The sequence below is a fragment of the Reichenbachiella agariperforans genome (genome assembly GCF_900142205.1).
Classification (GTDB): Bacteria; Bacteroidota; Bacteroidia; order Cytophagales; family Cyclobacteriaceae; genus Reichenbachiella; species Reichenbachiella agariperforans.
Window position 1 is genome coordinate 63,039 of record NZ_FRAA01000008.1, and the last position, 26,926, is coordinate 89,964.

Consider the following 26,926-nt stretch of genomic DNA (forward strand, 5'->3'; position numbering starts at 1 on the left):
CTGCGTACTTCATCTATTAGACTGGGTCAAAATATCCATCTTTTGAAGAATACGCAATATAGGTTACTCATCATTATTCGGAGGCACTAAAAGCATAGACCTCTCCTGCTTCGGCCTGCCATTCGTACACATAGTAGTTCTTTTCATCTACTACGTTGAGATCAGAATCATCTATAAAAATAGGTTTGGCGGGATTGATGGTCACCATCAAAGGGTTGTCATTGGCTGTCTTGACACGCTTCGCTCCCTCCATGGTCAAAGGCCATTCGCTGCGCAGTTGACAGTCTCCTGTTAGATTTGCCTTTATCTTTCCTGATTCGATCTTTCCTTCAGACCAAACCAAATCCACTTCAAACCCTCCACGGGCTTTTAGTCCGCTGACACTGCCCTGTGGCCAAGCAGCAGGCAAGGCAGGCAATACATGAATAGCACCTGTGTGCGACTGCATCAGCATCTCGGCTACCCCAGCCGTAAAACCAAAATTGCCATCTATCTGAAACGGTGGGTGCGCATCGAACAGGTTGCCATACAGGCCTGGCCTGTCCCATTTCTCCCCTTCGATATCAGCCGTTTTGATGAGATTGTTCATTATTTTGAGCGCATGATCTCCGTCCAGCAGTCTAGCCCATAGGTTGATTTTCCATCCCATCGACCAACCCGTCGCTTCATCTCCACGCTTGATCAGAGATTGCTTACATGCCTCAAAAAGCTCTGGTGTATCCCAGCGATTAATTTGATTGCCTGGGTGTAGACCATAGAGGTGCGATACATGCCTGTGATGTGGATCTTTCTCCTGATAGGGTTTGTCCCATTCTAATAGTGTACCATCGCTTCCTATCTTCAGCGGACGCAACTGCGCAATCGTATTGTCCAATTTCTTAATGAATGAATTCGTAGGATCTAATAGTTTTAGACTTTCTCTACACCGCACGAGTATTTCACGAGTCAGTGTAATATCCATAGCAGTGCCATTGGTCAAGCTGACTTCTTTGCCAGTTGTGCTGTAAAATTGATTTTCTGGCGAAGTACCCATCGCAGGCTCTAGATAGCCCCCACCGTTTCGTTCGAGCATCCCCATCACAAACTGTGCTACCCCTTTGATCTCTTGCAGGTAAGATTTCAAAAAAGCCTTGTCTCCTGTATAGTAATAATGCTCAAATACATGAGACATGAGCCAAGCACCTCCCATCGTCCAATTGGCCCACATCGGATCACCTGCTACTGGCCCTGTGTGTGCCCACAGGTCAGAGTTGTGATGCGCCACCCAGCCATCTAGACCATAGTTTTGTTCGGCGGTCTTCTCTCCATTTTTTGCAAGATCATGAATAAATGACAGCAATGGCGCTGTGGTCTCGGTCATATTAGTGACCTCCGCTGGCCAGTAATTCATCTCCGTATTGATATTAATGGTATAATTGGAACGCCAAGGTGGATAGATATACTTTGACCAAATCCCCTGTAGATGGGCTGGCTGCCCACCTTCACGAGAAGAAGACAACAGCAAGTACCTACCATAATTAAACAAAAGCTCGACCATGGTTTGGTCTTGCGACTGTGCAAAAGCATCTATACGCTCATCAGTGTCCTTAACACTGAGCGAGTCCGACTGGGCAACATCTAGCTGAACACGGTCATAGATGCGACGATAGTCCGCGACATGTACAGCATTCAATTCATCAAAACTGAAAACCGACGCACCATCCATGTCCTCCTTGGCCAACTGCGCTGGATCAACTCCATCATATCCCGGCGACTTAAAACGACCATTGAAACTCGTACCACAACTAAGAAGCAGCAAGGCTTCATCCGCACCTTCCAGCTGTACCGAATGATCTGTAAAACTCAATACACCGCCTTTATGTATCACTTTCAGCCATACCTCGGCTTCCATCCCTTCTCTATCCCATGAGCTATCATTCCAAGCCTTGCAGCGAATTTTTAGGATTTCATCCTCTACAAATACCCTATTCAATACTATGCTAGACAATACAGCCTCAAAGGATATACCCCCCTCCTTTTCGCTTTTCAACTCATACGCGATGACATCATGCGGAAAACTAGCAATCGCTCTACTGGTCATCAAACTCCCGTCCTTCATATAGGTTTGGCTATACAGTGCATTCTGAATATCTAAGGATCGTTGATAGCCTGTGACCTTGTCTTTAGCATAGTGAATCACCAAATCAGCTAAAGGCTGGTAAGGCTCAGTATCTTTGCCCTGCATGTAGCGTACTAGACTATCCGCAAGGTCATGCTCTCCTTGCTTGAGGGCTTGTTTGACTTGAGGGAAATATTGCTTCGCTTCGGGATTGTTCCAATCTGAGGGACCTCCACGCCAAAAGGTGTCGTGGTTCAGTTTGATCGTATCACTCCATGGGTTGCCATAGATCATGGCGCCAAAACTACCGTTACCTATAGGCAAAGCATCTGTCCATTTGTCCGCAGGCTTGGAATAATGTAGTACGTGTGAGAGTTTGTCGGTCAGTTTTGTATCCTCCTCACACGAAAAAGCACAAAAAATAGCTAACACCGCCAACAGCAATAAATTCGTAATTTTCATTCTAACTAATCAAGTCCTTTACCATATTCCAATGCAACCAAACATGCATATTCAATTCGCAATTTACAAGATGTCTCAATTTTTGATGGATAATAAATGAATACTGCTTAGGTAATAAATGTTTTTATCACAGGATTTATTAGATTTAATGGCAGTTTCAAAACAACAGATATACTTTTCTAAAACTGCATACTCGAGAACTAAGCAGATCTCTGTCAATGATCGCTAATCATATTAAAGAAATGATTGATTAAGTTGACTAATTACTATTGGGGCCGACAATATAAATTGCCGGCCTTTTTCTTCTCCGAGAGAAAGTATTATTCAGATAAAAATTATTTAGTCAATATAAAATTCTACTGCTTCTCGCTCTCTCTCCCATTACTGTAAGACATCTGATGTTTAGATATAATTTTAAGAATATAAAACAGGACAAAATCAAAAACAGGCTCAAACACTCATATAACCTACTGATTATCAATAATTGCATAGTAAATGACGATTATTGATATGTCTAATTTGGTAGGAAATTCTACCTTGGTTTTCATAGCATGACAAGTGAAGAGACTAATTTCTTATAGGACAGGTGGTGCATAGACACCTACCTAAACATGACCAATCATTAAGATAATTTTTCAATTCACCTCTAACAATAACACTGTGTGCCTAGTGAGGTAGCAAAGAGAAGTAGAAGTGCATTCGGTTTCAATAATTAACGGAAGAAGGTTCAAAAGGAACCCTACAAACCGCTAACTGTCATGCTAACAACTATTAGTAGAAGAAACCAAACATATATCTTATATGAACCCACATGTATTAACCCCGAGGACATCCTCTATCAAGCGCAATAGGCGAACTCAACACCTACATCCGCGCTAGCTAAAGCGATAAAAAAAAACACCGATGCTACGCATCAATACCAAAAGAGCCTTCATTAGCTTCTAAAATCAATAAGGTTCAACTGAAAATACATCACCATGACAGGTACGATGGCAGGATCACTATGTCCATACCGATACCTCTCAAAGACTATGAAAGACAAGAGGATTGACTGTCCTCATTTATTACTATTAAACTAAATACTATTATGAAAAAAGGATTACCTGTAATGATAATAGCACTGCTATTGTCCTACATCACTTATGCCCAATCCATCACGCTGCAAAGCGCTGAAGGATGGCTAGAAACAGCTACTGTCAAGTGGCTACCTGTATCCAGTGCGGAAAGCTACAACGTCTACTACAGCGGTGGAGGTGTGACCAACCAAAAGATCGACGACCAGCTGATTCGTAGCTATGGTAGTTATATGCGTGCTGACATTCCTGGTCTCAAAGCGGGATCTTACACAATCAAAGTAACACCTGTTGTTTCGGGATCAGAAGGGTCAGGAGCAGTATCCAGTTCGTTCTCAGTACTAGCGCACGACCGAACGGGTTTTGCATTTCACAACGGCAGAGTACCAGGAGCCTACAAGGCTGACGGGACTCCCAAAAGCGGTGCTGTGATTTTGTACATCACCGAGGAGACCAAAAACACCATTTCCTTGGATGTCGAAGGTGCCACTAGCAACCCTTGTGTAGGGTTACAAACCATCCTAGAAGGTTTCAAGAAAGGCAAAGACAACAGACCATTGATCATACGAATGGTAGGGCAAATTACCGACTTTGACTACATGCTCAACGGAGACATCGTTATTGAAAACAAAAACAACGATGCTGGTTACATAACCCTAGAAGGAATAGGTGACGATGCTACAGCAGATGGCTGGGGTATTCGACTCAAAAATGCCAATAACATCGAGCTTCGAAACATTGGCACCATGAACTGCAATAGCGGTGAAGGTGACAATATTGGTCTACAGCAAAACAACTTCTACGTTTGGGTGCATCACGTAGACTTCTTCTATGGTGACGCTGGCGGAGACTCAGATCAGGCCAAAGGTGACGGTGCACTAGACAGTAAGAGATCTGGATATGTAACCTTTTCTTACAACCACTTTTGGGATACTGGAAAATCAAACCTATTAGGTAACGGCACAGAAGACCCTGAATACCTCTCCTACCATCACAACTGGTATGACCACTCTGACAGCCGCCACCCACGAATTAGAAATCACAGCGTACATGTCTACAACAACTACTATGACGGAAACTCCAAATATGGGGTTGGGTCAACCAAAGGTTCTTCGGTCGTCGTAGAAGGCAACTATTTTAGGAACTGTAAGTATCCAATCCTAACCTCTATGCAAGGCTCTGACATCTTTGATGAGGATGCTGGTCAAAATGACGCAGGAGATATGGCTACTTTCTCCAGTGAGGATGGCGGTAGTATCAAAGCAGCTAACAATTATATGGTAGGACACAAACGCTTTGTTCCTTACGGAGATCCCAACTATCCAAACTCGACCGTTGATTTTGATGCGTATGTCGTGAATAATATCACAGATGACATGCCAAGTTCGGTACAGTCATCAGAAGGTGGCAACACCCACAACAACTTCAACACGACTTCTATCATGTACACCTATACTGCCCAAACACCTGAGGCAGCCAAAACTACCGTTATGCAATATGCAGGACGTATGAATGGTGGAGACTTTAACTTTACTTTTGACAACTCAGTAGATGACACGTCTTATGCGGTGAATACAGCGCTCAAATCAGCACTATCAGGCTACAACACTAACCTTCAAGGAATTCAAGGGGAAAATGGTGGACCTATCATCGACCCAGAGGATCCAGAAGACCCTGAAGATCCAACTGATCCAGAAGAACCAACTGACCCCGTTGATCCAGGAGACTATGACCATAACTTCACCACTTCTGGCACGAGTAGTTCATTTTATAGCATCTCGGGCAATCTTTCGGATTCTAAAGGAACTGTAAACTATGGAGGATTGACACTGACGCAGTGTTTAAAAATAGAGTCTAGCACTTCTATATCATTTACGACTACAGAAGAAGCTACCTTGACACTCGTATTCAACGACACTTTCAATGGAGATTTCAAGATAGACGGTACGAGCCAAAGTGTATCTTCTGGTGTCTTAACTGTAACACTCGCTAGTGGCAGCCACACCCTCACCAAAGACAATACAGCCAACCTTTACTACATGAGCCTAGTCTATGCAGGTGGTGGCACGACATACTACAGCTTGACCACTACCATCAATGGCCAAGGATCAGTCAGTCCAGCCAATGGAAACTTCGAAGCAGGAAGTACCGTAGCACTAACTGCTACACCAGATAGTGGGTGGGAGTTTGATAGTTGGAGTGGTGGCTATACAGGCACTACAGCTACCGTCACAATGAATGCTGACAAGTCGATCACGGCTACTTTTACGCCTATCACCTCTAATATCACATACACAGTCAGCACGTCAGTAGTTGGACAAGGTACAGTTTCTGGCGATGGTACTTTCGCAGACGGAACGAACATTTCCTTGACTGCATCAGCAAGTAATGGCTACTACTTCAGTGGATGGAGTGGTGATGGATCAGGCAATAGCAACCCGCTATCAGTCACTGTCAATAGTGACAAAAACATCACGGCAACCTTTACAGAAGAGAGTGAAGAGACTGGTGACGGTTACTATGTAGCGACCAACGGAAATGACTCCAACGCTGGAACTATCTCCAGTCCATTCAAAACCCTCCAAAAAGCCATCGCATCTGTATCGGCAGGGGGATATATCTATCTCAGAGGAGGAACGCACGTGATGACCGCTTCATCCATTGTGATTCAGAAAAACGGTACTGCTGGCAACAACATTCATGTCTTTGCCTATCAAAACGAAGTACCTGTACTAAGCTTCGATGACATAGAAGTATCCTCTAACCGAGGCATTGTCCAAGATGGTGACTACTGGCACTGGAAAGGTGTGACGATAGAAAAAGCAGGAGACAATGGCATGTTACTATCTGGCAACAACAACACCATAGAGCATTGTGTCTTTAGAAAAAATCATGACACAGGTCTGCAACTCAGCAGATACAATACCGATGCTGATCAAATCAGCGAATGGCCTTCTAATAATCTGATCGTTGATTGTGAAGCCTTTGACAATGCGGACAGTGATAGCGAAGATGCAGACGGGTTTGCAGCTAAATTAACCTCAGGAACTGGCAATATCTTCCGTAGATGTGTCTCTCATCACAACATCGATGATGGTTGGGATTTATATACCAAATCAGAAACTGGCCCTATCGGAGTGATTTTGTTCGAAGACTGTATCGCTCACCACAACGGTACCCTGACAGATGGAAATACCTCCGGAGGTGGAGATAAAAACGGTTTCAAGCTAGGTTCGTCAGCGCATCAAGTCAACCACGAACTAAGAAGATGTATCGCCTATAGCAATGGCAAGCATGGCTTCACCGATAACGGAAACATAGGAAATATCAAGTTTTACAATTTGACATCTTATGACAATGGAGACTACAACTATCATACGAGAGACAATGCATCGCACACTTTCCGAAACTGTATCTCATTAGACGGAAACCATACGGATCGAATCGTCGGAGATGCACCTACAGGCTGCAATGCATTTGACGACACAGATACCAACTGGACAATATCAGTCTCTAGTAGTGATTTCGAGACATTATCTCCAGGATCATATGCAAACCCTACAGGCAATGGCTTTTTAAATTTGAAATCATCTAGTTCATTGGTAGATGCGGGTTGTTCTGCTCCTGGAGTATCAGGCAATGGAACTTTAGATATCGGCGCTATAGAGCTGGGAAGCAGCACAGAAGATCCCGTTTACACTTTGACTACTACCATCAATGGACAAGGATCAGTGAGTCCAGCCAACGGCACATTCACTGCGGGTACATCAGTCTCTATGACTGCCACTCCTGCTAGCGGGTGGCAATTTAACAACTGGAGTGGTGGCTATACAGGCACTACAGCGACTGTAGTGATGGATGGAGACAAACATATCACAGCCAACTTCTCTCAAATCGGAACCAATACAACCATCACGATACAAGAAGGTGGTACTGGTTTTTGTGAGGTGGAAGGCAGCGTAGACTCCAACAATGGAGGGTTTACAGGTGCCGGCTTTGCCAATACAGACAATGTTACAGGCAAGGGCATAGACTGGAACGTAGACTTTGGATCAACCAGCACCTATACCTTTGTCTTCAGATATGCTAGTACCTCTAATCGTCCTGCACAACTATCCGTGAATGGTTCTACAGTGGTGAGCAACATTAATTTCACATCGACAGGTAGTTGGACTACTTGGCAGACTATATCAGTGAGCACGACTGTCAACATGGGTGTGGGAGCACTTAGGTTAGAAGCTACCGGATCTAATGGACTGGTTAATATCGACTATGTAGAAATCACTGGAGTCAACCCTACAGCGGTTTCATGCAACAGCAGTGCCAGAGCATTGTCAACTGATCTCGGGGAGGAGTTCGACCTACAAGTCTACCCTAACCCTGCTTCACACCAAATCACGGTCAACATTCCAGACTTTCGTGGAGACGAAAGAATCCGTATCGTCAACCTAATGGGCATGGAAGTAATCAACATGGCAGCTCAGTCCGCTAGTTCCGTACTAAATATCAGCCACCTAGCACAAGGTAGCTATGTAATGCAAGTACAAACTAGCCGCAGCACGTACGCAAAAATGATAGTGAAAAACTAAATTAGATGAGTTCAAAAAGCCTTAACTGATTTTTGAGCTCCACAAAACTCAAGCTGTCTCGGTAAGACATTTTACACCTGTAGTGAGATACTTAACTGAGACAGCTTTTTTATACCTTTACGCCCATGGAAAAAATCAAAACAGGTATCGCTTCTTTTGGCATGTCAGGTCTCGTATTTCACGCCCCACTCCTACAAGCCAACACATCTTTTGATCTACACACCATAGTAGAAAGAAGCCCTAAAGGCTCCAAAGACATCTATCCCGACATCAACATTGTCACAAGCTACGAAGCACTACTCGCTGATCCTGCAATCGAACTCGTGATCGTCAATACGCCTGACACCACACACTTTGACTTTTGCAAACAAGCCCTATTGGCTGGCAAACACGTCGTGGTAGAAAAGCCTTTCACCATACACAGTCATGAAGCAGAAGAACTTATTTCACTTTCCAAAGTGAAAAAACGCATCCTTAGCGTATTCCAAAACAGGCGATGGGATAGTGACTACCTCACGGTAAAAAAAGTAGTACAAAACGAAATGCTCGGACGACTCGTCAGCTTCGAATCACACTTTGACCGCTACCGAAATTTCCTCAAATCTGACACGTGGAAGGAAGAATCCCTCACAGGAGCTGAAATCCTCTACAACCTCGGTGCACACATGGCAGACCAGGCTTATGATTTGTTCGGGACACCCCAAAGTGTCTTTGCGGAAATTGGCATCCAACGCAGCAATGGCAAAGCAGACGACTACTACACGCTCAACCTGAAATACGACGGGCTCTCCGTTACACTCAAAGCCAGCTACCTCGTGCGTGAGGAAGGTCCTAGATATACGCTCCATGGAACACTCGGATCATTCCTCAAATGGGGGATGGACGTACAGGAAGATGATCTCAAAGCTGGTAAATCACCAAATGATTCAGCGTGGGGAATCGAACCCAAAAAGCAGTGGGGCAAACTCAATACAGACATCAATGACCTTCACTTCTCTGGCAGAATCGAGTCACTGCCTGGCAACTACAGCGCATATTATGACAATATCGCAGCAGCCATCCATGGCACAGAGCCTTTGATCGTAAAACCTGAGCAGGCACTAGACGTCTTGCGTATTATAGAAGCTGCCATCCAAAGCAATGAAAAAGGAATCAGGGTCAACTTGTGATTACTTCGTTCTGTCACAAAACCTATCGCAGGCATTCTCTTTCGGACGGATATGAAATAACAAGTCTTTAACCTGAATCACGCAATTCAGGAGCCTGTCTACAGAACAGACAGACTTTCGCCCTTCGATTAAAACTTGATTGAATTCAATATCAAACCAGAAGCTGGTGCAATGAATGTAAAGGGTTCTTCTCGTTTTTGTGTCAATGATAATTCCAACTCCTCCATCGTATGGACACCTCGTCCCAGATTGATCAGTGCACCCGCCATCAGCCGCACCTGATGACGCATAAAACCAGGGCCACATACACGCAGCATATAGCTCTGCTTTGGAAAGAAACTCGCGGTATAGATGTCGTTGTTGACTAATTCGCACTGCACCACCTCTCGCTCTAGCACGGTCATCTCAGAGGGTTTGTAGACATAGTTTTGGAAGTTGTGACGTCCCTGAAACAACTGTGCCCCCTTTTTCATCTGCTCAATGTCTAGGTGATCATTGATGTGGCAGATATAAGGCGCAGCAAAAGGATGGTTCTTTTCTCCAAAAGAAAACAAGTACAGGTACTCCTTGATCTTCGGATTGAGGATCACATTGAACTTCGCATCGACCTGTTCGATACTCATCGCGCGTACATCAGATGGCAGGTTATGATTGAAGTCTTTGAGAAATACTTGCTCGTCGAGTTCTTCCTTGACAAACAGCTCTATATAAGCTTGGTTGGCAGACACCATCGCATCGGTACGTCCAGAGGGTAGGACTTTGTGATCTTTGTGTCCAAGGACATAGTTGAGCGTCCTCTCTAGCACCAACTGCACCGTTTTGACGTTGGGTTGCTTTTGGAAGCCATGGTAGCGAAACCCCAGATATTGGAGTTCGATCAAGTAGTAGTAGCGTTGACCCTGCATCACCAGTCAATCGGAAAATAATCCTTGAGAAACTTGCCACACCAGTGCTTGCCAGAGTTGATACCGTCGAGCAAGGGATCCACCACACGTGCTGCACCATCGACGATATCTAGCGGTGGTTGAAAGTCATGCAGTTCTTCTTTCTTCTTCGCCAGCTCGACAGGATCCTCATCGGTCACCCAACCCGTATCCACAGCATTCATATAGATACCATCTTTCGCGAAATCACTCGCCGACGTATGTGTCATCATGTTGAGTGCTGCCTTGGCCATGTTGGTATGCGGGTGTCTATCTTCTTTCTTGAATCGATGAAACTTACCCTCCATCGCCGAGACATTGATGATGTGCTTTTGTCCAGTGTAGTCTTTGCGCATCAGGCCAATGAGGTTATTGATCAGTACGAAAGGCGCTACCGAATTGACGAGCTGTACTTCGAGCATCTCGGCGGTCTGTACCTCTCCTAGTCGCAAGCGCCAGCTATTGGTCTTGCGAAGATCGACCTGTTGGAGGTCAGCATCCAGTTCCCCTTCTGGGAATATCTCTGCTGCTTCGAGCGAATTGTCAAAACGGTACGGTATCTGTGACAACTTTGCTGAGGCACGGATCCCTACACCGGGCTCCTGTCCATGCCAAGTCACTGGCATGGCACCATCGTTGTTTTCCAACGCCTTGCCATAATCCGTCAAATCCCGCACGCAGGCATGATGATCTTTGAGTAGCACTTGAGCTTCTTTAGACTGTTGTTCGTAGGGCAGCAATTCCTTCTCCATCATATGGCTATAGAACCCTGGCGGTCGTCGTACCGTCTGCGCGGCATTGTTGATAATGACATCCAATCGGTCAAAATTCTGCTCGACGTAGCTCGCGAACAATTCTACACTAGGAATATGACGCAAGTCCAGCCCGTGGATATGCAGCCTCTCCTTCCAGTCGTGGTAGTCCTCTTCCCTAGCAAATCGGTTGGCCGAATCCACAGGAAAGCGAGTCGTCGCGATCACCGTAGCGCCAGAACGCAGCATCATCAGACAGATGTGGTAACCGATTTTCAGTCGTGATCCCGTGATCAGCACCACCTGCCCTGTCATATCGGCACGTTGGAAGCGCTTCATGTAGTTGAGATCCCCACACTCCTCACACATCGCATCATAGAAATGGTGGAGCTTAGTATATTCCTTCTTGCAGACGTAGCAATTGCGCGGAGAGGACAAGACCCGATCATCTGTCGCAGGGATATTCTGCAAGAGCAGTTGTTTGGGCGCCTCAAACACTGGCGTCTCCCGTGCAGAGCGAATACCTGATAGAGCCCTGGCTTTTCGGTCGTTGGTTACGACCTGCTTGCGCTTTTCTTTCTTGGCTTGTTTCTTTCTCAGACGATATTCGTTGCGATCAGGGCGGGACAGTTTGCCTGCAGCTTTGAGCAAATCTACGCGCAATGCCTCTGGCAAGGCATCCAGTAGCTCTCCTCGCTCACTCAATGTCTCGAGCATCTTGATCGAACGCTCCAGCTCTTCCTTATCTATTTCCTTGTCTGACTCAGCCATAGTTTTATTTTTCCGAGCGCAAAACTAGTGGGAGTTCAGGGATAAATAAAATGTAATGTATCTACAAAACTAACTTCCCTCTCAAGTCTATATTTTCAACAAGAGCAATTGCGATCAATCCCAACTGATATCGTAGGCCGTGAATTTGTCTCCTTTGGACAATGAGCTCGTGATATTAAATTGTAGATTTTTACAACCACAGATCTCCAGTGCCTTTTCCATCCATCCACCTATGCGGTATTCAAGCAGTTCGTTGTTGACAGGCAGTTCGGTCAAGTGCAACAGCATAGATTTGTCCGTGGTATTCTTCACTTCAATGTTAGTGGGATTATAAAAAGTCGTCATCACGCGACTCGATCGCTTAAGCATAAAAGCAGGCGTACTCACCAGTACAAATATTTTATACACACCCGAAAGTGAGACTTTAGCGCTATATCGTCCAGATTCCCACGCTCCTTTTTTAGGATCATCATAACACAGTTTGCACAGCTGCACCGTTGGATCTATCACCCCATCCTCCACTGGACACCACTTTTGCGGACCTACTTTATCCAGTAGTTGCAGCGTATTCTTTGAAAGTTGTTTTTTCCATGCATCGTATTGGCTTACATGTTCACTTTTCATGAATTCGTCTATACTAATCAAGACCGATCCTCTTACCTCCATTGTTTCTGTTTTTTGATTGGTTTTTCTACTCCTAAACAGCTAAAATAATCAAATTAATCAAATCCGAAAATCCTGATTAATTTTGATACTGGACTATAATGCTTACCGCTATGACTCAGCCTAGCTCCCCCTGTTACCTATTCGTCTACGGCACATTGATGCAAACTTATGACAACCCCTATGCCACACTACTCCGAAGCAATTCACGTTTTGTGTCAGAAGGCTATGCTCAAGGAAAAATTTATAAAATAGACTTTTACCCAGGACTTAAGCGCTCCATAGATCAATCACATAAAGTGTATGGCCAAGTCTATGAACTAACCAACCAAATTGCTCACGTGCTACAATCTCTAGATGAATATGAGGGGATAACTCACCCTCCTACACAAGAAAACGACTATGAACGGGTTTCAATTCCAATCTATACAACACATGGATTGATAGACTGTTGGGCATATATCTATCTACGACCCGTATTAGAAGAGGAGTGGGTCGTTAGTGGCAGATTCTCAGGTTAAAAACCTACCGCTCCCAGATACTAAAATCCTTCCCTTTCCCTCTACCTATAAGCTCTGACATGTAGTAAGTTTCGAGGGTATTGACATCCTTGAGCAAAAATTCATCATACGGCATAATCTCCTGTACTGAGAACTCAAATTTCTCTCCATAATTAGTCAAGACGTAAGATTTGTGGGTACGTAGGTTACTCAGTGCTATGCTCATATACTCGTAATTCTCGGCAAAGATTGTGAAATATCTAAACTTTAAGCCTTGAAATAGAAGAGAATATAGTCTAAATTAGATATTGATGAAAACCAACCAACCGCTCATCCTGCTACTCTTGCTATGCCTATCTGTGTCTACTCTGGCTCAAAATGGGGACTACTCTATAGGTGCACGTTCTACTTCGCTAGCAGGTGCTAGTGTCACGATCACTGACGAATGGGCACTCTTCAATAACATAGGTGCTCTAGCTGAAGTCAAAAATCTATCTGTCTTCGGCACCTATAGAAACCAATATGGCCTGTCAGAACTATCCACCATCGCCATAGGAGCAACTGTCCCCCTCTGGAACGGCACTTTGGGTTTAGGTATCTATCGCTATGGAGGAGACCTGCTAAACGAACAACGCGTCAACCTCGGCTACAGCTATCAACTCGGGCTGGTGAGTCTCGGGCTCAACATGAGCTACTTTCAATACTATGTGGAAGATGGCGGTACCAGCAGCCAAATGATGATCGACTTTGGAGGCAAAGCTAAGATCAGCGAACAACTCTATTTTGGTGCGCACATATCGAACATCAACCAAGCCGAACTGTCCACCGCTACAGAAGAACTAGTTCCGACATACCTGAAAACAGGACTAAGCTATCGTCCCAATGAAAGCATCATGCTCAATGCCGAAGTAGAGAAAAACCTAGACGACCCTGTCACACTAAGAACAGGTCTAGAATACCAAATCATCAAAGTGCTAGCCCTACGCATGGGTTTTCGAACAGAACCTTTTATCAGCAATTTCGGATTAGGTTTTCATATCAAACACCTCAAAGCAGACTATTCCTTTGGGATTCATCCTGACCTAGGAAACATCCACCAAGTCTCCTTCACCTACCAAATCAGACGCAAAGAATGAAGCGAGTCGTTGCTACGATATGGATATTGGGATTGTCACTTACAGTCTGGGCACAAGAACCCGAACGGCCAGAGATCGATATACAGACTTTCGTAGAAGATATGTTTCAGGTTCCCGATCAAGACATCAACTATGACGATCTCTACGAGTCTCTCTATCAACTCTACCTCAACCCTATCAACCTCAACAACACCACCAAATCAGAATTGAACAGCCTCTATCAACTCAATATTCGCCAGATCAACAACCTCACAGATTACATCGCACACCATGGCCCACTACTCTCCATCTATGAACTTCAGGTCATAGATGATTTTGACACCCAAACCATCGACCAGCTACGTCCATTCATTACCGTCCGATCCAAAGGAGACTATGCGACACAAGGAAATCTCATACAACGCATTGCAAAAGAAGAAAATACCTACCTCCTGCTACGAACCGAAAGGACGCTGGAAAACAAAAAAGGCTATATCCGCCAAGATTCTGGAAGGTATCTCGGTTCTCCATACAAAATCTATGGACGTTTTTTGACACGACATACCAAAGATTTTAGTCTCGGATTCACCTTCGAAAAAGATGCTGGAGAACAGATAATTTGGGATCATAAACAAAAGCAGTATGGGTTTGATTACTATTCCTTTCACCTGTTTCTAGAGAATAAAGGCAACTTCAAAAAAATCAGTTTGGGAGACTACCAGATGCAATTCGGGCAAGGGCTAATACTCGGAGCAGGGTTCAACCCTGGCAAAGGTGCTGAAACCATTACCACTGTCAAGCGTGGCAACTCAGGCATTCGTCCGTACAGCTCTGTACTCGAGTCTGGTTTCATGAGAGGTGCAGCCTTTACGTACACATTAGCCAAACACATCGATATCAGTCCATTCTACTCGCATACGCGAAAAGACGCAGGTATTCAACCTGCTGGTGATCTAGAAAGCTATGAAGAATACGTGTCGAGCATACAAGAGACAGGTTTTCACCGCACCCATACAGAAAGGTACAAACGTCACCAAATCACTGAGCAAACCTTTGGGATCAATCTAACCTACAATGATATCGGCAACAAGAATTTTCAAGGAGGAATCACCTACATCAACAATCAGTATTCCGTCCCTTTGATCAAGTCACCTACCAACTACAACCAGCACGAGTTCAAGGGGCAGCAAAACTATAACTTGGGCGTATTTGCGAACTACAACTGGCACAACATGCTCCTGTTCGGAGAAGCTGCTCTATCCAAATCTGGCGGAAAAGCCTATGTCGCTGGATTGATGAGCAGCCTGTCCCCCATACTCTCCATGAGCTTCGTCTATCGCCACTATGACAGAAACTACCATGCCTTCTACGGCAATGCTTTTGGTGAAAGCTCTCGCACCATCAACGAAACTGGTATGTACTGGGGCATCCATCTGTCACCATCCAAACGCTGGACTTTTTCTGCATTCTACGACAGGTTCCATTTTCCATGGCTCAGATATCGAGCCGAAGCACCTAGTACAGGTTATGAATACCTCGTCAAAGCACAACACTCTCCTAACCGAAAAATCAACCTCTATCTACAGTATCGTCAGCAGTCCAAAGAACTGACGATCACACAAGAAACCCAGCTCAAAAAACTAGCGGCAGGACTTAAACGCTCATTAGCTGCCAACCTAGATTTCAATGTCAACACCTATCTCGGTCTCAAGTCTAGAGTTCAATACAGCACCTATAATTTGGCTGGAAACAAAACGGAAGGCATTTCCATCATTCAGGATGTCAATATCAAAATAGCGCGATTCAAAATCAGTACACGTTTTGCGGTATTCGATACCGAAGACTATGAAAACCGACAGTACGTCTATGAAAGAGATCTACTTTATGCCTTTTCCATTCCCGCCTACTCAGGCTTGGGTACGCGTAGCTACATTCTCGTACAATATCGTCCTCACAAAAAAATAACGCTATGGGCTAAATATGGGCGGTACCACTACGACACCAAAACTGAATCCATAGGTGCCAGCAACGAACAAATCAGCGGGCATATCAAATCTGAAATCAAATTTCAAATCCGCTACAAAATATAAAAAGGCTGCCTCTCACGAAACAGCCTTTTTATCACCTCACTTGTAGCTTTAGGTATTAGTCGTCAGCTTTCAGGTCTGCTAGACTTTCTGTCACATTGATCAAGTGATCACCAATTTTCTCACAAGCAAAAACTAAATCCCTATACGCCACACCTGTACGTATATCATAGTTTTTCTCTTCGATTTTCTTGTAATATGCTTTGTTCAATTTTTTCGTTTTCACATCAATCGCCTCTTCTATGAGCATCGCGCTATCCAGTGTTACATCACGATAGGACATATTTAAATTATCCATCATCGTATCTATGGCGTTATCCACCAACCCGATAATCTCTTCAAGATTCTTGAATTGTTCCTTCGAAAAGTTCAGTTTATGCTTTGCCTTTTTGCTAGCGTCTTTAGACATCCGCATGATAATATCGGCTACACGCTCCAAATCACCAGTGATGCTGAGTATCGCACGGATCTCCTCAGACGATGCGGCAGATAGCCTTCCTTCGGCTACTTTCACTAGGTAATCATCTATTTCTAGCTCTAGATCATCTGTACGTTGTTCATACTTCTCAATTTTCTTGAGTAGCTTTTCTATTTTTTTCTCGCTATCCGAGGTGATTAACTCTACAGACAGCTTATGCATTTTCTTAATGATTTTACCAAAGACCGTTAACTCCTTTCTAGCCTCTAGGAGAGAAATCTCAGACGTCTGCATCAAACTCGTACCAATGAATTCCAAATGAAACTCATCATCTTCCTCTTCTTTAGATGGCACCATTTTGATCACCAGCTTCTCTATGTAGGGCACAAACCATATCATCAATAAGGTATTAATGATATTGAAACTCATGTGAAAATAAGTCAATCCCCATTTCACATCCGCTACATTGGTCAAAGGCGATCCATGATCCGTCATCGTCATGAAGGTATCTACTGCATTGATATAGACATTGAATATCAAGAGCATCCAAATTACACCCACAGCATTGAACACAAAGTGAGCCCGTGCAGCTCGTTTGGCATGTACGTTACCTACCAGTGCTGCTAGATTAGCCGTGATGGTAGTCCCTATATTTTCACCCAAAACAATAGCAGCCGCCATATCAAACGGAATCCATCCATTGTCACACATGATCAGCGTTATCGCCATAGCGGCACTAGACGACTGAACTACTACCGTCAAAATTGTACCTATAAGCACTGCTATGATAATCGCTAAAAATCCAAGTTCATTTAGATTAGCAATCCACTCTAGAATTTCAGGGTTATTTTTCAAATCTGGCACAGAATGTTTCAACTCATCCAATCCCATAAATAAAAGTGCAAAACCAATAAAAAACTCACCCCAATATTTTAGGTCAGCTCGCTTCGCAAACAACAAAGGGAATCCCAGTGCTATAATTGGCAAAGCATAATTAGATATGCTAAACTTAGAAAAGCCAAGAAATAATATTAAAATAGCCGTAATCGTAGTACCAATATTAGCACCCATAATGACGCTAATCGCTTGACGTAACTTCAAAAGCCCCGCATTCACGAAACTCACGACCATCACGGTAGTCGCTGACGATGACTGTATGATAGCAGTCGTCAAAAAACCAGTCAACACTCCACTAAAACGATTAGATGTAATGAGACTCATCACCCCTCTCAACTTATCCCCTGCCACCTTTTGGATAGATTCACTCATGACCTTCATCCCATAGATAAAGAACCCGAGTGCTCCAATTAGCTTTAAAATCTCAAAAATGCCGTATTCCACCTTTCTCTTTTTAAATATTCGATTATTTCAAACGCGTGCAAATGTAAGAATTATTCACACGTACCATTTTATTTAAATATTAACATATCACCGTAATCACCTAAAATCACCATAGAACAGTTAATGATTTATTAACATTGCGCACCGACATATATATTAATTTTGCGCTTCCTTATGATAAAAACATCTGAACATGCGCCCAAAGGTATCATCAAGTTTGTACTTAGTCTAGTAATTTCTTTGACCATTTTTCTTTGGTCGCTAGACTTGATGACAGAGACATTTCAGATCATAGGTAATGACACAGTCATCAGGTTGCTAGACATCATTTCCAACCCATTTGTGAGCCTATTTATAGGGATTTTTATAACTGCAGTAATTCAGAGTAGTTCTACCAGTACATCACTAATCGTAGCGATAGTCGCCTCAGGCAGTCTCCCACTACAAAATGCAGTACCTATGGTCATGGGCGCTAACATCGGTACCACACTAACCAGTACCATCGTATCGCTCAGTTACATCACCAACAACAAGGAGTTTAAAAATGCTATAGCGACAGGCGTCATGCATGATTTTTTTAACATTCTAACCGTGACGATCCTTTTCCCTCTCGAATGGAATTATCACATATTAACTGAGCTATCACAAGACATCACTCATTTTGTAGGTTTCAAAAATAAAACGGCAACAGACGTAGCAGTAACACACTCTGGCTTATTTGATTATATCAATAGCTATTTAATAGGCATCACTAGTTTCAAACCTTTACTCATTCTACTTTCAACAGCTAGCTTGTTTGGATCAATTAAGATTATGTCCAAAACAATCAGTAACCGAATGATTGGTACGATGAGGGAAAAGTTCGAATCTGTATTCTTCAAAAACAACTTCAACGCCTTTAGTTTAGGGGCTATCTTAACAGCTGTCATCCAGTCAAGCTCTATCTCCACTACAGTGATCGTCCCACTAGGTGCCACAGGAAAAATCAAACTAGAGAAGATATTTCCCTACATAGTAGGGGCGAATATTGGCACAACAATTACCGCCCTCATCGCTGCAGTCAACAAATCAGAAGCAGCTATGAATATCGCCTTGGTGCACTTCCTTTTCAACCTGATAGGCACAGTTATATTCCTATTGACCCCTGGTATCAAAAAGATACCTGTCATCTACGCACAAAAATTCGGATCAATGACCATGAGATATAAAATCATAGGTTTTTTCTACATATTGGTCGTATTTTTCATCCTCCCTCTCTCACTTATTTTCTTAGGAAAACTCTAAAATTAACAACATCTTCTAAGCGAAGCATATTGAGTAACAATACGCAAATGTTTCCTGAATATTAAGTCAATGTTACCGATTATATCTAACCTTGCAGCTTAATCAAAATTCAGAAAATGAGATTATACATCTTAGGAATGTTATTCCTTTGTGTCAGTGCGTCCGCATATTCGCAAAGATTTGCAGACAACAAACTAGGAAATGGCATCAGATACACTGCTAAAGACTCGTCATTTAGCACTCAAATCAATGTTAGGTTTCAGTCCAGATACTCTGGGCTCATGAATCTCGAGAATAGCAACTATACAGACAACTTCCTCATCAGAAGATACCGAATCAAATTCAAGGGTTTTTTGTACGACCCAAGCATACAATACAAAATCGAACTAGGACTCTCTAATCGCGATCAAGGCAACTTCTACAACGAAAACAATGGTGCAGCCAATATCGTACTTGACGCAGTACTAAAATGGGAGTTCAGGGAAGGCTGGGAACTCTGGGCAGGTCAAACTAAACTACCTGGTAACCGAGAAAGAGTCATATCCTCTGGCTCGATGCAGTTTACTGAGCGCAGTGAACTCAATGCATTTTACAATCTGGATCGAGACATGGGACTCCAATTACATCATGAACACGAAATGAACGGCTGGATAATCAGAGAGATAGGATCCATCTCCATGGGAGAAGGTCGAAACATCACTGCTTCTAATGTTCAAGGATATGGATACACCGTCAGAGCTGAAGTTCTACCCTTTGGAAAGTTCCAAAAAAAAGGTGACTACTTTGGTGGAGATCTAATGAGAGAACCTAAACCAAAGCTATCCATAGGTATCACCTACGACTTCAATGACAACAACAACCGTGAAAGAGGTCAATTAGGAAGGTTCCTAGACACGCATGTAGACATCAGTAGTATATATGCAGACCTGATGTTCAAGTATCATGGATTTAGTATCATGTCGGAGTACGCCAACAGACGTTTAGTGAATGGTGCAGCTTTCGGTCAGGATGAATTCGGGGAACAGCGTTACTTTTATATGGGAGAAGCCTTCAATTTCTCAACAGGTTACCTTTTCAAAAACAAGTTTGAAATAGCTGGGCGATACGTCATCAACAGACCTGAAAGGATCGATATAGCTCCAGATTCAGAGATAGTAACACTCAATTTGACCAAGTACATCTCAGGCCACACACTCAAACTACAGAGCAGCGCATCCTATATCAACAATCACGAAGAGGCCAACGAACTGTTGTTCATGTGTCAAGCTGAAATAGGCTTTTAATTCGACTTCACCCTTATCGATTCATTCATCTATCACAGGAAGATTAGTAATAATAGAGCCCATCTTACCCCTCACTGTTACTTGTCTTCCTTTAGCTTCACTATTTCGCTTTGCAGGTTGGCAACTATGGCAGTAAGTTCAGTCATATTCATCTCTGGCGTAGACGAACTAGGATCTGGAAAATCTATACTGATAAATGCTTTGGACTCCCACACCTCTATGATATTTTTAGCATCCACTTGATACGGAGAATAGGATTTATTATCTGACACGAGAAATAGCATACCATTTTCATCGACATAGTTAAAGACACGCTTATAGACGACACCCTCTTCCTTGCTCAGGAGTACATAGGTTTTACCATTCTTAATATCAGAAATACGCTCCAAATACTGACCAATGATAATCGTACCAGGCTGCAAAGGAAGCATAGAATCGCCCGATATTTCAAAAGCTCTGTAGGTAGCGTTGCTCGGGAGCATAGGTAACTGAAACCTCGGCAATGACTCGATATAATCTGGATCTGCATAACCGTTAAGATAACCCGCAGAAGCCTTTTGTGGTATCAGTTCGATATTTTCACGCTCCTGACTATCCACTGTTATAGACAATATTTTTGCACCATCACCAGTAATATATAAATCCTCGTCAGACAACTTAGACACATCTTTGCTGATCAGTGTATCAACACTCACATTAAACAGCTCTGACATACGAAGCAAATTATTGAGTCGTGGATCTGCTCGCCCTTCTTCGTAGGCTCCCACCAAAGACCGCTTGATACCAATCGCATTGGCAAAGGTCTCCTGTGTGTACCCAAAATTCTTTCTCAGAAATTTAATATTCTCGTTCAGCTTAGCAACTTCCATACGGTGACTTCTAATTTAGGCCTCAAACATAATAATACCATTGTCATTATTACAGGCACGACCGATCGAATATAGGTTGATATGATGTGTATTTCCGTTGTGCTGTATTTGATCGAGGCGCATGTAAATCTTCTGTACGACATTGGTCAATGTCTCCCCAGAGTCTGCTAGAACATAGCCATACATATTCTTCTTCTGTTCCAAAGAGGCATGGAACTTCACTTGGCATTTTCCTGACTTCAATTTCTTTGAGGATAGCTTCAGCTTATAGTTTCCTCCGATATGATATTCTTCCATTACTAATTTTATTATCAATTAATGAGATACAAATTGTACTACTAGCACTATTTGATAATAAAATTAGCCTATTATTTTTAGCAAGCAAAGTGATTAACTAATTATTTTAGCATTAACTACTTTCTCTTACTAAAACCTCGCTTTGGACGTGAACTTCCTCTGAATTTAGATGACGCCTTTGGGTTGTACTCTGGCCCCTCCCCTATATACTCAGGTAGCGGAACTTTTCTAATATCCTTCTCTATCAGCTCCTCGATTTTGCTGAACTTAAACATATCCTCCTCATTGACGAAGGTAAATGCAATACCCTTGGCCTCTGCTCGTCCTGTACGTCCGATACGGTGCACATAATCCTCAGCATCTCCAGGCACGTTGTAATTGATCACCATGTCGATCCCTTTGATGTCGATCCCACGGCTCATCACGTCAGTCGCTACGAGAACATTAATTTTCTTATTGATAAACTCCTGCAGTACAACTTCCCTTCGAGACTGCTCTAGACCTGAATGGATTGCTTCTGCATTGATACCTATCTTCTTGATCTCAGCAGCAGCTCTATCAACTTCTGATTTTTTAGAGAGGAAGACAAACACGCTCTCAAGTGGTTTTGCCTTGAGTAGATGTTTAATTAAGTCCAATTTCTGTCCATCATATACCATGAAGGCAGCTTGCACTATCGCAGCACTTGGCTTAGAGATCGCAATATTCAATTCCTCTGGTTCATTCAGTACTTCCTTAGCAAGCTTTCGCATTTTAGGAGGCATAGTCGCTGAGAACATTAAATTTTGTCTTTTGGCTGGCAGACCTTCCATGATCTTTTTGATATCATCATAGAATCCCATATCCAACATACGATCTGCTTCGTCCAAGATAAAATGCTTCACCTTAGACAGGTCTACATACTCTTGGTTCAAGTGTGCAATCAAACGACCTGGCGTGGCAATGATCACGTTAGCACCATTGACCAAAGCCTTCTTTTGGACATCCCATGAAGTACCATCTCCACCACCATAGATAGCAAGTGAACTGATATTGACAAAATAACCTAACCCCTGTATCTGCTGATCGATCTGTATTGCCAACTCTCGTGTAGGTACGATGACCAATGCATCGATAGACCCGTGATCTTCCTGAGCCTGAATCTGCTGTATGGTAGGCAACAAAAATGCTGCAGTCTTACCTGTCCCTGTTTGTGCGCAGGCGATCAGGTCTTTTCCATTCAATATGATTGGAATTGCTTGTTCTTGTATTGGCGTGGTAGTTTCATAACCCATAGCCTCTACACTTTCTAGCACGGGGCTTTGAATGCCAACTTCTTTAAATTTTAACGTCATATTATGATTTGATAAAGGTCAAATCTAGTGTTTATTCTTGAATAACTCCTTTTAATTCGACGGTTGATGACTTGAAAGGATAGGCATTGTTCTCTGGATCCATATCGGCAGTAAACTCATCAGGATCGATCTGTATGCTTTTGATCTGCGCCAATGGCAGGTCGATTGAGAAAGTATAATATGGGTAGACCCATGGCCAGTTGGTCAACTGTTCAGCATTCTTAGCGATAGGTTTCGCACCGCGCATGAGTCCGAGTGCTATGTGATACCATTGTTCGCTACCATCTAACATAGTGACTTTCACATCTACAGGCATAGGCATCTCCCCGATCCGCTGGAGGTGGATATTCGTTTTTCCTGCTGACGCATAGACTTGAGTGATCGCATAATCGATCGATTTGGTAGTTTTTACCCAAAAATCAAAATACCAATCCAACTCAATCCCACTTTGTTTCTCTATGATCTTTTGAAAATCCAACATATCAGGATGCTTAAATCTCCATTCTTTGTAATACTGTAGGAGTCCAGCACGTAGATTCTCCGATCCCACGACGTACTCCAACTGACGGAGTGTAATCGCTCCTTTGGAATAAGCCGCCGTCCCATAGGCCCAATTCGTACTAAAAAAGTCTGAATGTGTCGTCAGTGATTCTTCCTTACCCGCTTCTACCAATCGACGATAGCCCCTCATATTTGCTCCATGAGGGTTAATGGCTGGATATTTTTCGTTGAACAAATAGTCCATCACCAAATTAGAAGCATAGGTTGTAAAGCCTTCGTCCATCCAAGAGTAGTAACTCTCATTGGTCGCTAACATCATCTGATACCAACTATGCATCATCTCGTGCACAGTCACTCCTACGAGACTTCTAGCGCTTCTATGCCCAGTGATCAAAGTAGCCATCGGGTACTCCATTCCTCCATCGCCTCCTTGAATCACCGAATAAACAGGATACGGATATTCTCCAAAATTCTCTTCGATGAATGGCAGTGCCTTTTTCATATAGACCTGTAGATCCTTCCACTCTTGCACTAGGGTATCTCCCTGATAAAAATAGTGAAACTGTAGTCCCTCTTTCATATCCACCACATCATGTTGATAGTCTGGATCAGCTGCCCAAACAAAATCATGCACGTTTTCTGCTTTGAAGTGATAGGTCATCTTCTCAGCAGTCGGACGTCCCGCACCATAGCCTTTGCCTACCTCACTCGTATTCTGTAGCACACCAGTAGCCCCTATGTTATAGGCACTGTCAATCGTGATCTTCACATCATAATCTCCCCATGGGCTATAAAACTCTCTGGCTATATATGGGTGCGTGTGCCAACCAGCTCTATCATATTCGGCGATTTTAGGAAACCACTGTGCCATAGATAGGCGCACACCTTCGGCATTGTCCCGACCCGTTCTTCTAATCTGTAGCGGCACCTGACTCTCGAACTTCATCGAAAACTCTGCTGTAGATCGAGGTAATATGGGCTTCTTGAGATCTACGATCATAACCGTACCATCTATGGTATAGCTTAGTTTCTTCCCGTTTTGTTTGAGAGACTCAATCTTGTGATAGCCGATTTCATTCTCTTCGAGCTTGTAGATTCTATCTTTCACCCTGCGATCTGGGTCAGGCAGAGTTCTACTGCGTACATCCATCATACTACCCGGCTGAAAGGCATTATAATAGAGATGAAAATATACGCGAGTCAACGTGTCTGGCGAATTATTATAATACTTCAGCGTTTGATCTCCAGTGAATCGGTTGGAGGCAGCGTCCATATCAATCTCCATTTTGTATTCTACTCTTTGTTGCCATCGGTCTTGTGCCAGGGACATGACTGGCACCAACAGGATCATTAACGCTTTGATGTATTTCATAACTAACTTTTGATTTTTTTCCTTCGTGCAAACTAAAGAGGGTATAAGGTTTTACCCAGAACATTTTGATAGACGGTAGGATTAAAACTTGGACACTATGGAGTTCAAAACCTGGGGATTCAACTCATGCGCTCCTTGATAAGGTATCAGTTCGGGATCTATTCCAGTGGCTATAGCTACTTTCTCCATTTCAATCGCATAAAGATCAGTATCAAAGTATCGATCATTATCTCCCAAGACTCCATATATTTTTTCCTCTCCAGACAGAAACGAAAAATCAGAAGCCTGCAACTCTGGAGGAAAACTCCCTGCCCAAAGTATCAGAGATGCAAGTGGCAGCTGCAAGTGAGCAGCCAATCTACATATCGCAGACACTCCCTGCGAGAAGCCCAACAAATGAATTTGATAATCAGCAACCTCACGCCTATCTAATGCTACAGACATGACTGACGAAAAATAAGCTTGTTGATTTGTCAACTCAACTGCCCGATCCTCCTTAGTCATCCAGCTCGCTCCCACTTGCCTATGACCTGGCAGATAGAACTTAGACAAGCCCTGTAGCGCAATCACATGATGTGTCTCAGCATCTAACTCGTCAAAGTGACCAATAAAATGCTCAGATAGCTGTCCATACCCATGACACACCAGCCAAATATGTTTGGTGTCTCTGGTTAGTTCATTGAGCGTATGATAACTAGCCTGTATCTCCACTGACACGTGGTTGACTTGTCCCATCAGTCGCTGTAGCTTATTCGGTAAATCTTGCCTGCCTTATCGTCCGAGACCAACAGACTCCCATCGTCAAGGACTAATACATCGACAGGTCTTCCCCATGCCTCCTGCTCCTCTACATCCAACCATCCCTCTACGAACGGCTCATAAGAAATCGCTTTCCCATCCTGAACTTTGACCTGAGTGAGTCTGTAGCCTACCTTTTTGGAGCGATTCCATGAGCCATGTTCAGCGATAATGATAGACCCACGATAGTCCTGAGGAAACATCTCTCCATTATAAAACTTCAATCCCAACGGTGCTACATGCGCACCTAACTTACGAGCTGGAATCACAAAATCCGAACAGGGGAACTTAGCTCCAAACTCAGGATCTGCAATATCTCCACCATGACAGTAGGGATACCCAAAATGCTGCCCCAGCTTGGTCGCCTTGTTTAGCTCACAAGGAGGCATATCATCCCCGAGCAAATCACGACCATTATCAGTAAACCAAAGTGTACCAGCAGAATCCCACGTGATACCTACTGAATTTCTCACTCCATGTGCGTAAATTTCACGATCCGAGCCATCAGGATTCATTCTGGTGATGGAGGCGTATATTTCGTCCTTACTCTCACATATATTACAGGGGGCACCTACAGGTATGTAGAGTTTACCATCCGGGCCAAAAGCAATATACTTCCAGCCATGATGCTTGTCCGACGGGTAATCGTCATAAATCACCGTTCCCTCACCTAAGGCATCCAGCTGTTGTTCTATATCGTCATATCTGGTCAGTTGATCAACCTCCGCGACATATAGGCTACCGTCTCTAAAAGCTATCCCATTTGGCATATTCTGCCCCTCTAGTAACGTGATCACCTCATCTGCCTGACCGTCTCCATCTGTATCTTTGATCGCATAGACCTTGCCCGCATCCTTAGTTCCTACATAGAGTACCCCACTTGGACTGACTGCCATTGATCTCGCATTCTCAACTCCATCTGCATACACTGAGATTCGAAAACCCTCTGGCAACTTCAATGTCGCCAGTTGTCCAGTCGGTTCTTCGATCGTATCAGACTCGTCGGCAGGTTGTTCAGAACCCGTTTCAGTTGATGCACATGAACTACTTATCGTCAGCCATGCTAACAGGGGCAGGTAGGTGATTAGATTCTTCATTTTTGGTTTCATAGATTGAGTGTACAATTTAGCCTTTAGACGGGATAGCCAAAATATAAGTTGGGATTTTCTACGACTAGGTCGCAAGAATGCCCTGCTACCTCACTTTGCGGTATCTCAAAAAAACAAA

The 26,926-nt window shown here is 43.5% G+C and carries 19 protein-coding genes; 7 read left to right on the forward strand and 12 right to left on the reverse strand.

The window, feature by feature from the left end; translation table 11 throughout:
• Positions 1–73: 73 nt before the first annotated feature.
• Positions 74–2,560 (reverse strand): glycoside hydrolase family 95 protein, encoded by a 2,487-nt coding sequence (locus BUB99_RS17105; RefSeq protein WP_073124570.1) that lies wholly within the window; start codon positions 2,558–2,560, stop codon positions 74–76.
• Positions 2,561–3,647: 1,087 nt separating this feature from the next.
• Here BUB99_RS17105 and BUB99_RS17110 point away from each other — a divergent pair.
• Positions 3,648–8,222: an InlB B-repeat-containing protein gene (locus BUB99_RS17110; RefSeq protein ID WP_073124572.1), complete on the forward strand. Its 4,575-nt coding sequence runs from the start codon at positions 3,648–3,650 to the stop codon at positions 8,220–8,222.
• Positions 8,223–8,347: 125 nt separating this feature from the next.
• Complete coding sequence (locus BUB99_RS17115; protein WP_073124574.1) at positions 8,348–9,391, forward strand: Gfo/Idh/MocA family oxidoreductase; 1,044 nt, start codon at positions 8,348–8,350, stop codon at positions 9,389–9,391.
• A gap of 128 nt (positions 9,392–9,519) precedes the next feature.
• Here BUB99_RS17115 and BUB99_RS17120 read toward each other — a convergent pair whose 3' ends face one another.
• The 3 genes from BUB99_RS17120 to BUB99_RS17130 form a co-directional block, all read right to left on the reverse strand.
• Entirely contained in the window at positions 9,520–10,296 is a 777-nt protein-coding gene (locus BUB99_RS17120) for a tRNA pseudouridine synthase A (RefSeq protein WP_073124575.1), read from the reverse strand.
• Complete coding sequence (locus BUB99_RS17125; protein WP_073124577.1) at positions 10,296–11,837, reverse strand: SDR family NAD(P)-dependent oxidoreductase; 1,542 nt, start codon at positions 11,835–11,837, stop codon at positions 10,296–10,298. Before BUB99_RS17125 ends, BUB99_RS17120 begins: the two co-directional genes overlap by 1 nt.
• Positions 11,838–11,951: 114 nt before the next feature.
• Positions 11,952–12,503 carry a hypothetical protein gene (locus BUB99_RS17130; RefSeq protein WP_073124578.1) on the reverse strand — a complete coding sequence of 184 codons (552 nt, stop codon included), beginning with the start codon at positions 12,501–12,503 and terminating at the stop codon, positions 11,952–11,954.
• A gap of 110 nt (positions 12,504–12,613) precedes the next feature.
• Here BUB99_RS17130 and BUB99_RS17135 point away from each other — a divergent pair, with 110 nt between their 5' ends.
• Positions 12,614–13,021: a gamma-glutamylcyclotransferase family protein gene (locus BUB99_RS17135; RefSeq protein WP_073124580.1), complete on the forward strand. Its 408-nt coding sequence runs from the start codon at positions 12,614–12,616 to the stop codon at positions 13,019–13,021.
• 4 nt (positions 13,022–13,025) lie between these two features.
• Here BUB99_RS17135 and BUB99_RS17140 read toward each other — a convergent pair whose 3' ends face one another.
• Positions 13,026–13,226 carry a hypothetical protein gene (locus tag BUB99_RS17140; RefSeq protein WP_073124582.1) on the reverse strand — a complete coding sequence of 67 codons (201 nt, stop codon included), beginning with the start codon at positions 13,224–13,226 and terminating at the stop codon, positions 13,026–13,028.
• An 85-nt stretch (positions 13,227–13,311) separates the two neighbouring features.
• On the opposite strand from BUB99_RS17140, the gene BUB99_RS17145 reads away from it, so the two are divergent.
• On the forward strand, positions 13,312–14,136 hold the full coding sequence (locus tag BUB99_RS17145; protein ID WP_073124584.1) for a PorV/PorQ family protein: 825 nt from the start codon (positions 13,312–13,314) through the stop codon (positions 14,134–14,136).
• Positions 14,133–16,205 (forward strand): helix-hairpin-helix domain-containing protein, encoded by a 2,073-nt coding sequence (locus tag BUB99_RS17150; protein WP_073124586.1) that lies wholly within the window; start codon positions 14,133–14,135, stop codon positions 16,203–16,205. The genes BUB99_RS17145 and BUB99_RS17150 overlap by 4 nt, the downstream gene beginning before the upstream one ends.
• A 55-nt stretch (positions 16,206–16,260) precedes the next feature.
• Here the strand turns inward: BUB99_RS17150 and BUB99_RS17155 are convergent, their stop codons facing one another.
• A complete protein-coding gene (locus BUB99_RS17155; RefSeq protein ID WP_073124587.1) occupies positions 16,261–17,961 on the reverse strand; it encodes a Na/Pi cotransporter family protein in 1,701 nt (566 codons plus the stop codon).
• A 174-nt stretch (positions 17,962–18,135) separates the two neighbouring features.
• Between BUB99_RS17155 and BUB99_RS17160 the strand changes: the two genes are divergently transcribed.
• Both BUB99_RS17160 and BUB99_RS17165 read left to right on the forward strand, forming a co-directional pair.
• Positions 18,136–19,245, forward strand: coding sequence for a Na/Pi symporter (locus BUB99_RS17160; protein WP_073124589.1), 1,110 nt, complete (start codon positions 18,136–18,138; stop codon positions 19,243–19,245).
• Positions 19,246–19,361: 116 nt separating this feature from the next.
• On the forward strand, positions 19,362–20,528 hold the full coding sequence (locus tag BUB99_RS17165; RefSeq protein WP_073124591.1) for a porin: 1,167 nt from the start codon (positions 19,362–19,364) through the stop codon (positions 20,526–20,528).
• Positions 20,529–20,605: 77 nt separating this feature from the next.
• Here the strand turns inward: BUB99_RS17165 and BUB99_RS17170 are convergent, their stop codons facing one another.
• The 6 genes from BUB99_RS17170 to BUB99_RS17195 form a co-directional block, all read right to left on the reverse strand.
• Positions 20,606–21,397, reverse strand: coding sequence for an XRE family transcriptional regulator (locus BUB99_RS17170; protein WP_073124593.1), 792 nt, complete (start codon positions 21,395–21,397; stop codon positions 20,606–20,608).
• 15 nt (positions 21,398–21,412) lie between these two features.
• Positions 21,413–21,694 carry a hypothetical protein gene (locus BUB99_RS17175; RefSeq protein ID WP_073124595.1) on the reverse strand — a complete coding sequence of 94 codons (282 nt, stop codon included), beginning with the start codon at positions 21,692–21,694 and terminating at the stop codon, positions 21,413–21,415.
• A gap of 116 nt (positions 21,695–21,810) precedes the next feature.
• Positions 21,811–23,028, reverse strand: coding sequence for a DEAD/DEAH box helicase (locus tag BUB99_RS17180; protein ID WP_073124596.1), 1,218 nt, complete (start codon positions 23,026–23,028; stop codon positions 21,811–21,813).
• A 31-nt stretch (positions 23,029–23,059) separates the two neighbouring features.
• Positions 23,060–24,901 carry a M1 family metallopeptidase gene (locus BUB99_RS17185; RefSeq protein WP_073124598.1) on the reverse strand — a complete coding sequence of 614 codons (1,842 nt, stop codon included), beginning with the start codon at positions 24,899–24,901 and terminating at the stop codon, positions 23,060–23,062.
• Between the two features lie 81 nt (positions 24,902–24,982).
• A complete protein-coding gene (locus BUB99_RS17190; protein WP_073124600.1) occupies positions 24,983–25,636 on the reverse strand; it encodes an alpha/beta hydrolase in 654 nt (217 codons plus the stop codon).
• Positions 25,636–26,796: a PQQ-dependent sugar dehydrogenase gene (locus tag BUB99_RS17195; RefSeq protein ID WP_073124602.1), complete on the reverse strand. Its 1,161-nt coding sequence runs from the start codon at positions 26,794–26,796 to the stop codon at positions 25,636–25,638. The genes BUB99_RS17190 and BUB99_RS17195 overlap by 1 nt, the downstream gene beginning before the upstream one ends.
• Positions 26,797–26,926: the final 130 nt, after the last annotated feature.

Excerpts from the sequence above, each read along its gene's own strand:
- BUB99_RS17105 (WP_073124570.1), bottom strand. The coding sequence starts at position 2,560 with ATGAAAATTACGAATTTATTGCTGTTGGCGGTGTTAGCTATTTTTTGT.
- BUB99_RS17110 (WP_073124572.1), top strand. The coding sequence starts at position 3,648 with ATGAAAAAAGGATTACCTGTAATGATAATAGCACTGCTATTGTCCTAC.
- BUB99_RS17115 (WP_073124574.1), top strand. The coding sequence starts at position 8,348 with ATGGAAAAAATCAAAACAGGTATCGCTTCTTTTGGCATGTCAGGTCTC.
- BUB99_RS17120 (WP_073124575.1), bottom strand. The coding sequence starts at position 10,296 with ATGCAGGGTCAACGCTACTACTACTTGATCGAACTCCAATATCTGGGG.
- BUB99_RS17125 (WP_073124577.1), bottom strand. The coding sequence starts at position 11,837 with ATGGCTGAGTCAGACAAGGAAATAGATAAGGAAGAGCTGGAGCGTTCG.
- BUB99_RS17130 (WP_073124578.1), bottom strand. The coding sequence starts at position 12,503 with ATGGAGGTAAGAGGATCGGTCTTGATTAGTATAGACGAATTCATGAAA.
- BUB99_RS17135 (WP_073124580.1), top strand. The coding sequence starts at position 12,614 with ATGACTCAGCCTAGCTCCCCCTGTTACCTATTCGTCTACGGCACATTG.
- BUB99_RS17140 (WP_073124582.1), bottom strand. The coding sequence starts at position 13,226 with ATGAGCATAGCACTGAGTAACCTACGTACCCACAAATCTTACGTCTTG.
- BUB99_RS17145 (WP_073124584.1), top strand. The coding sequence starts at position 13,312 with ATGAAAACCAACCAACCGCTCATCCTGCTACTCTTGCTATGCCTATCT.
- BUB99_RS17150 (WP_073124586.1), top strand. The coding sequence starts at position 14,133 with ATGAAGCGAGTCGTTGCTACGATATGGATATTGGGATTGTCACTTACA.
- BUB99_RS17160 (WP_073124589.1), top strand. The coding sequence starts at position 18,136 with ATGATAAAAACATCTGAACATGCGCCCAAAGGTATCATCAAGTTTGTA.
- BUB99_RS17165 (WP_073124591.1), top strand. The coding sequence starts at position 19,362 with ATGAGATTATACATCTTAGGAATGTTATTCCTTTGTGTCAGTGCGTCC.
- BUB99_RS17170 (WP_073124593.1), bottom strand. The coding sequence starts at position 21,397 with ATGGAAGTTGCTAAGCTGAACGAGAATATTAAATTTCTGAGAAAGAAT.
- BUB99_RS17175 (WP_073124595.1), bottom strand. The coding sequence starts at position 21,694 with ATGGAAGAATATCATATCGGAGGAAACTATAAGCTGAAGCTATCCTCA.
- BUB99_RS17180 (WP_073124596.1), bottom strand. The coding sequence starts at position 23,028 with ATGACGTTAAAATTTAAAGAAGTTGGCATTCAAAGCCCCGTGCTAGAA.
- BUB99_RS17185 (WP_073124598.1), bottom strand. The coding sequence starts at position 24,901 with ATGAAATACATCAAAGCGTTAATGATCCTGTTGGTGCCAGTCATGTCC.
- BUB99_RS17190 (WP_073124600.1), bottom strand. The coding sequence starts at position 25,636 with ATGGGACAAGTCAACCACGTGTCAGTGGAGATACAGGCTAGTTATCAT.
- BUB99_RS17195 (WP_073124602.1), bottom strand. The coding sequence starts at position 26,796 with ATGAAGAATCTAATCACCTACCTGCCCCTGTTAGCATGGCTGACGATA.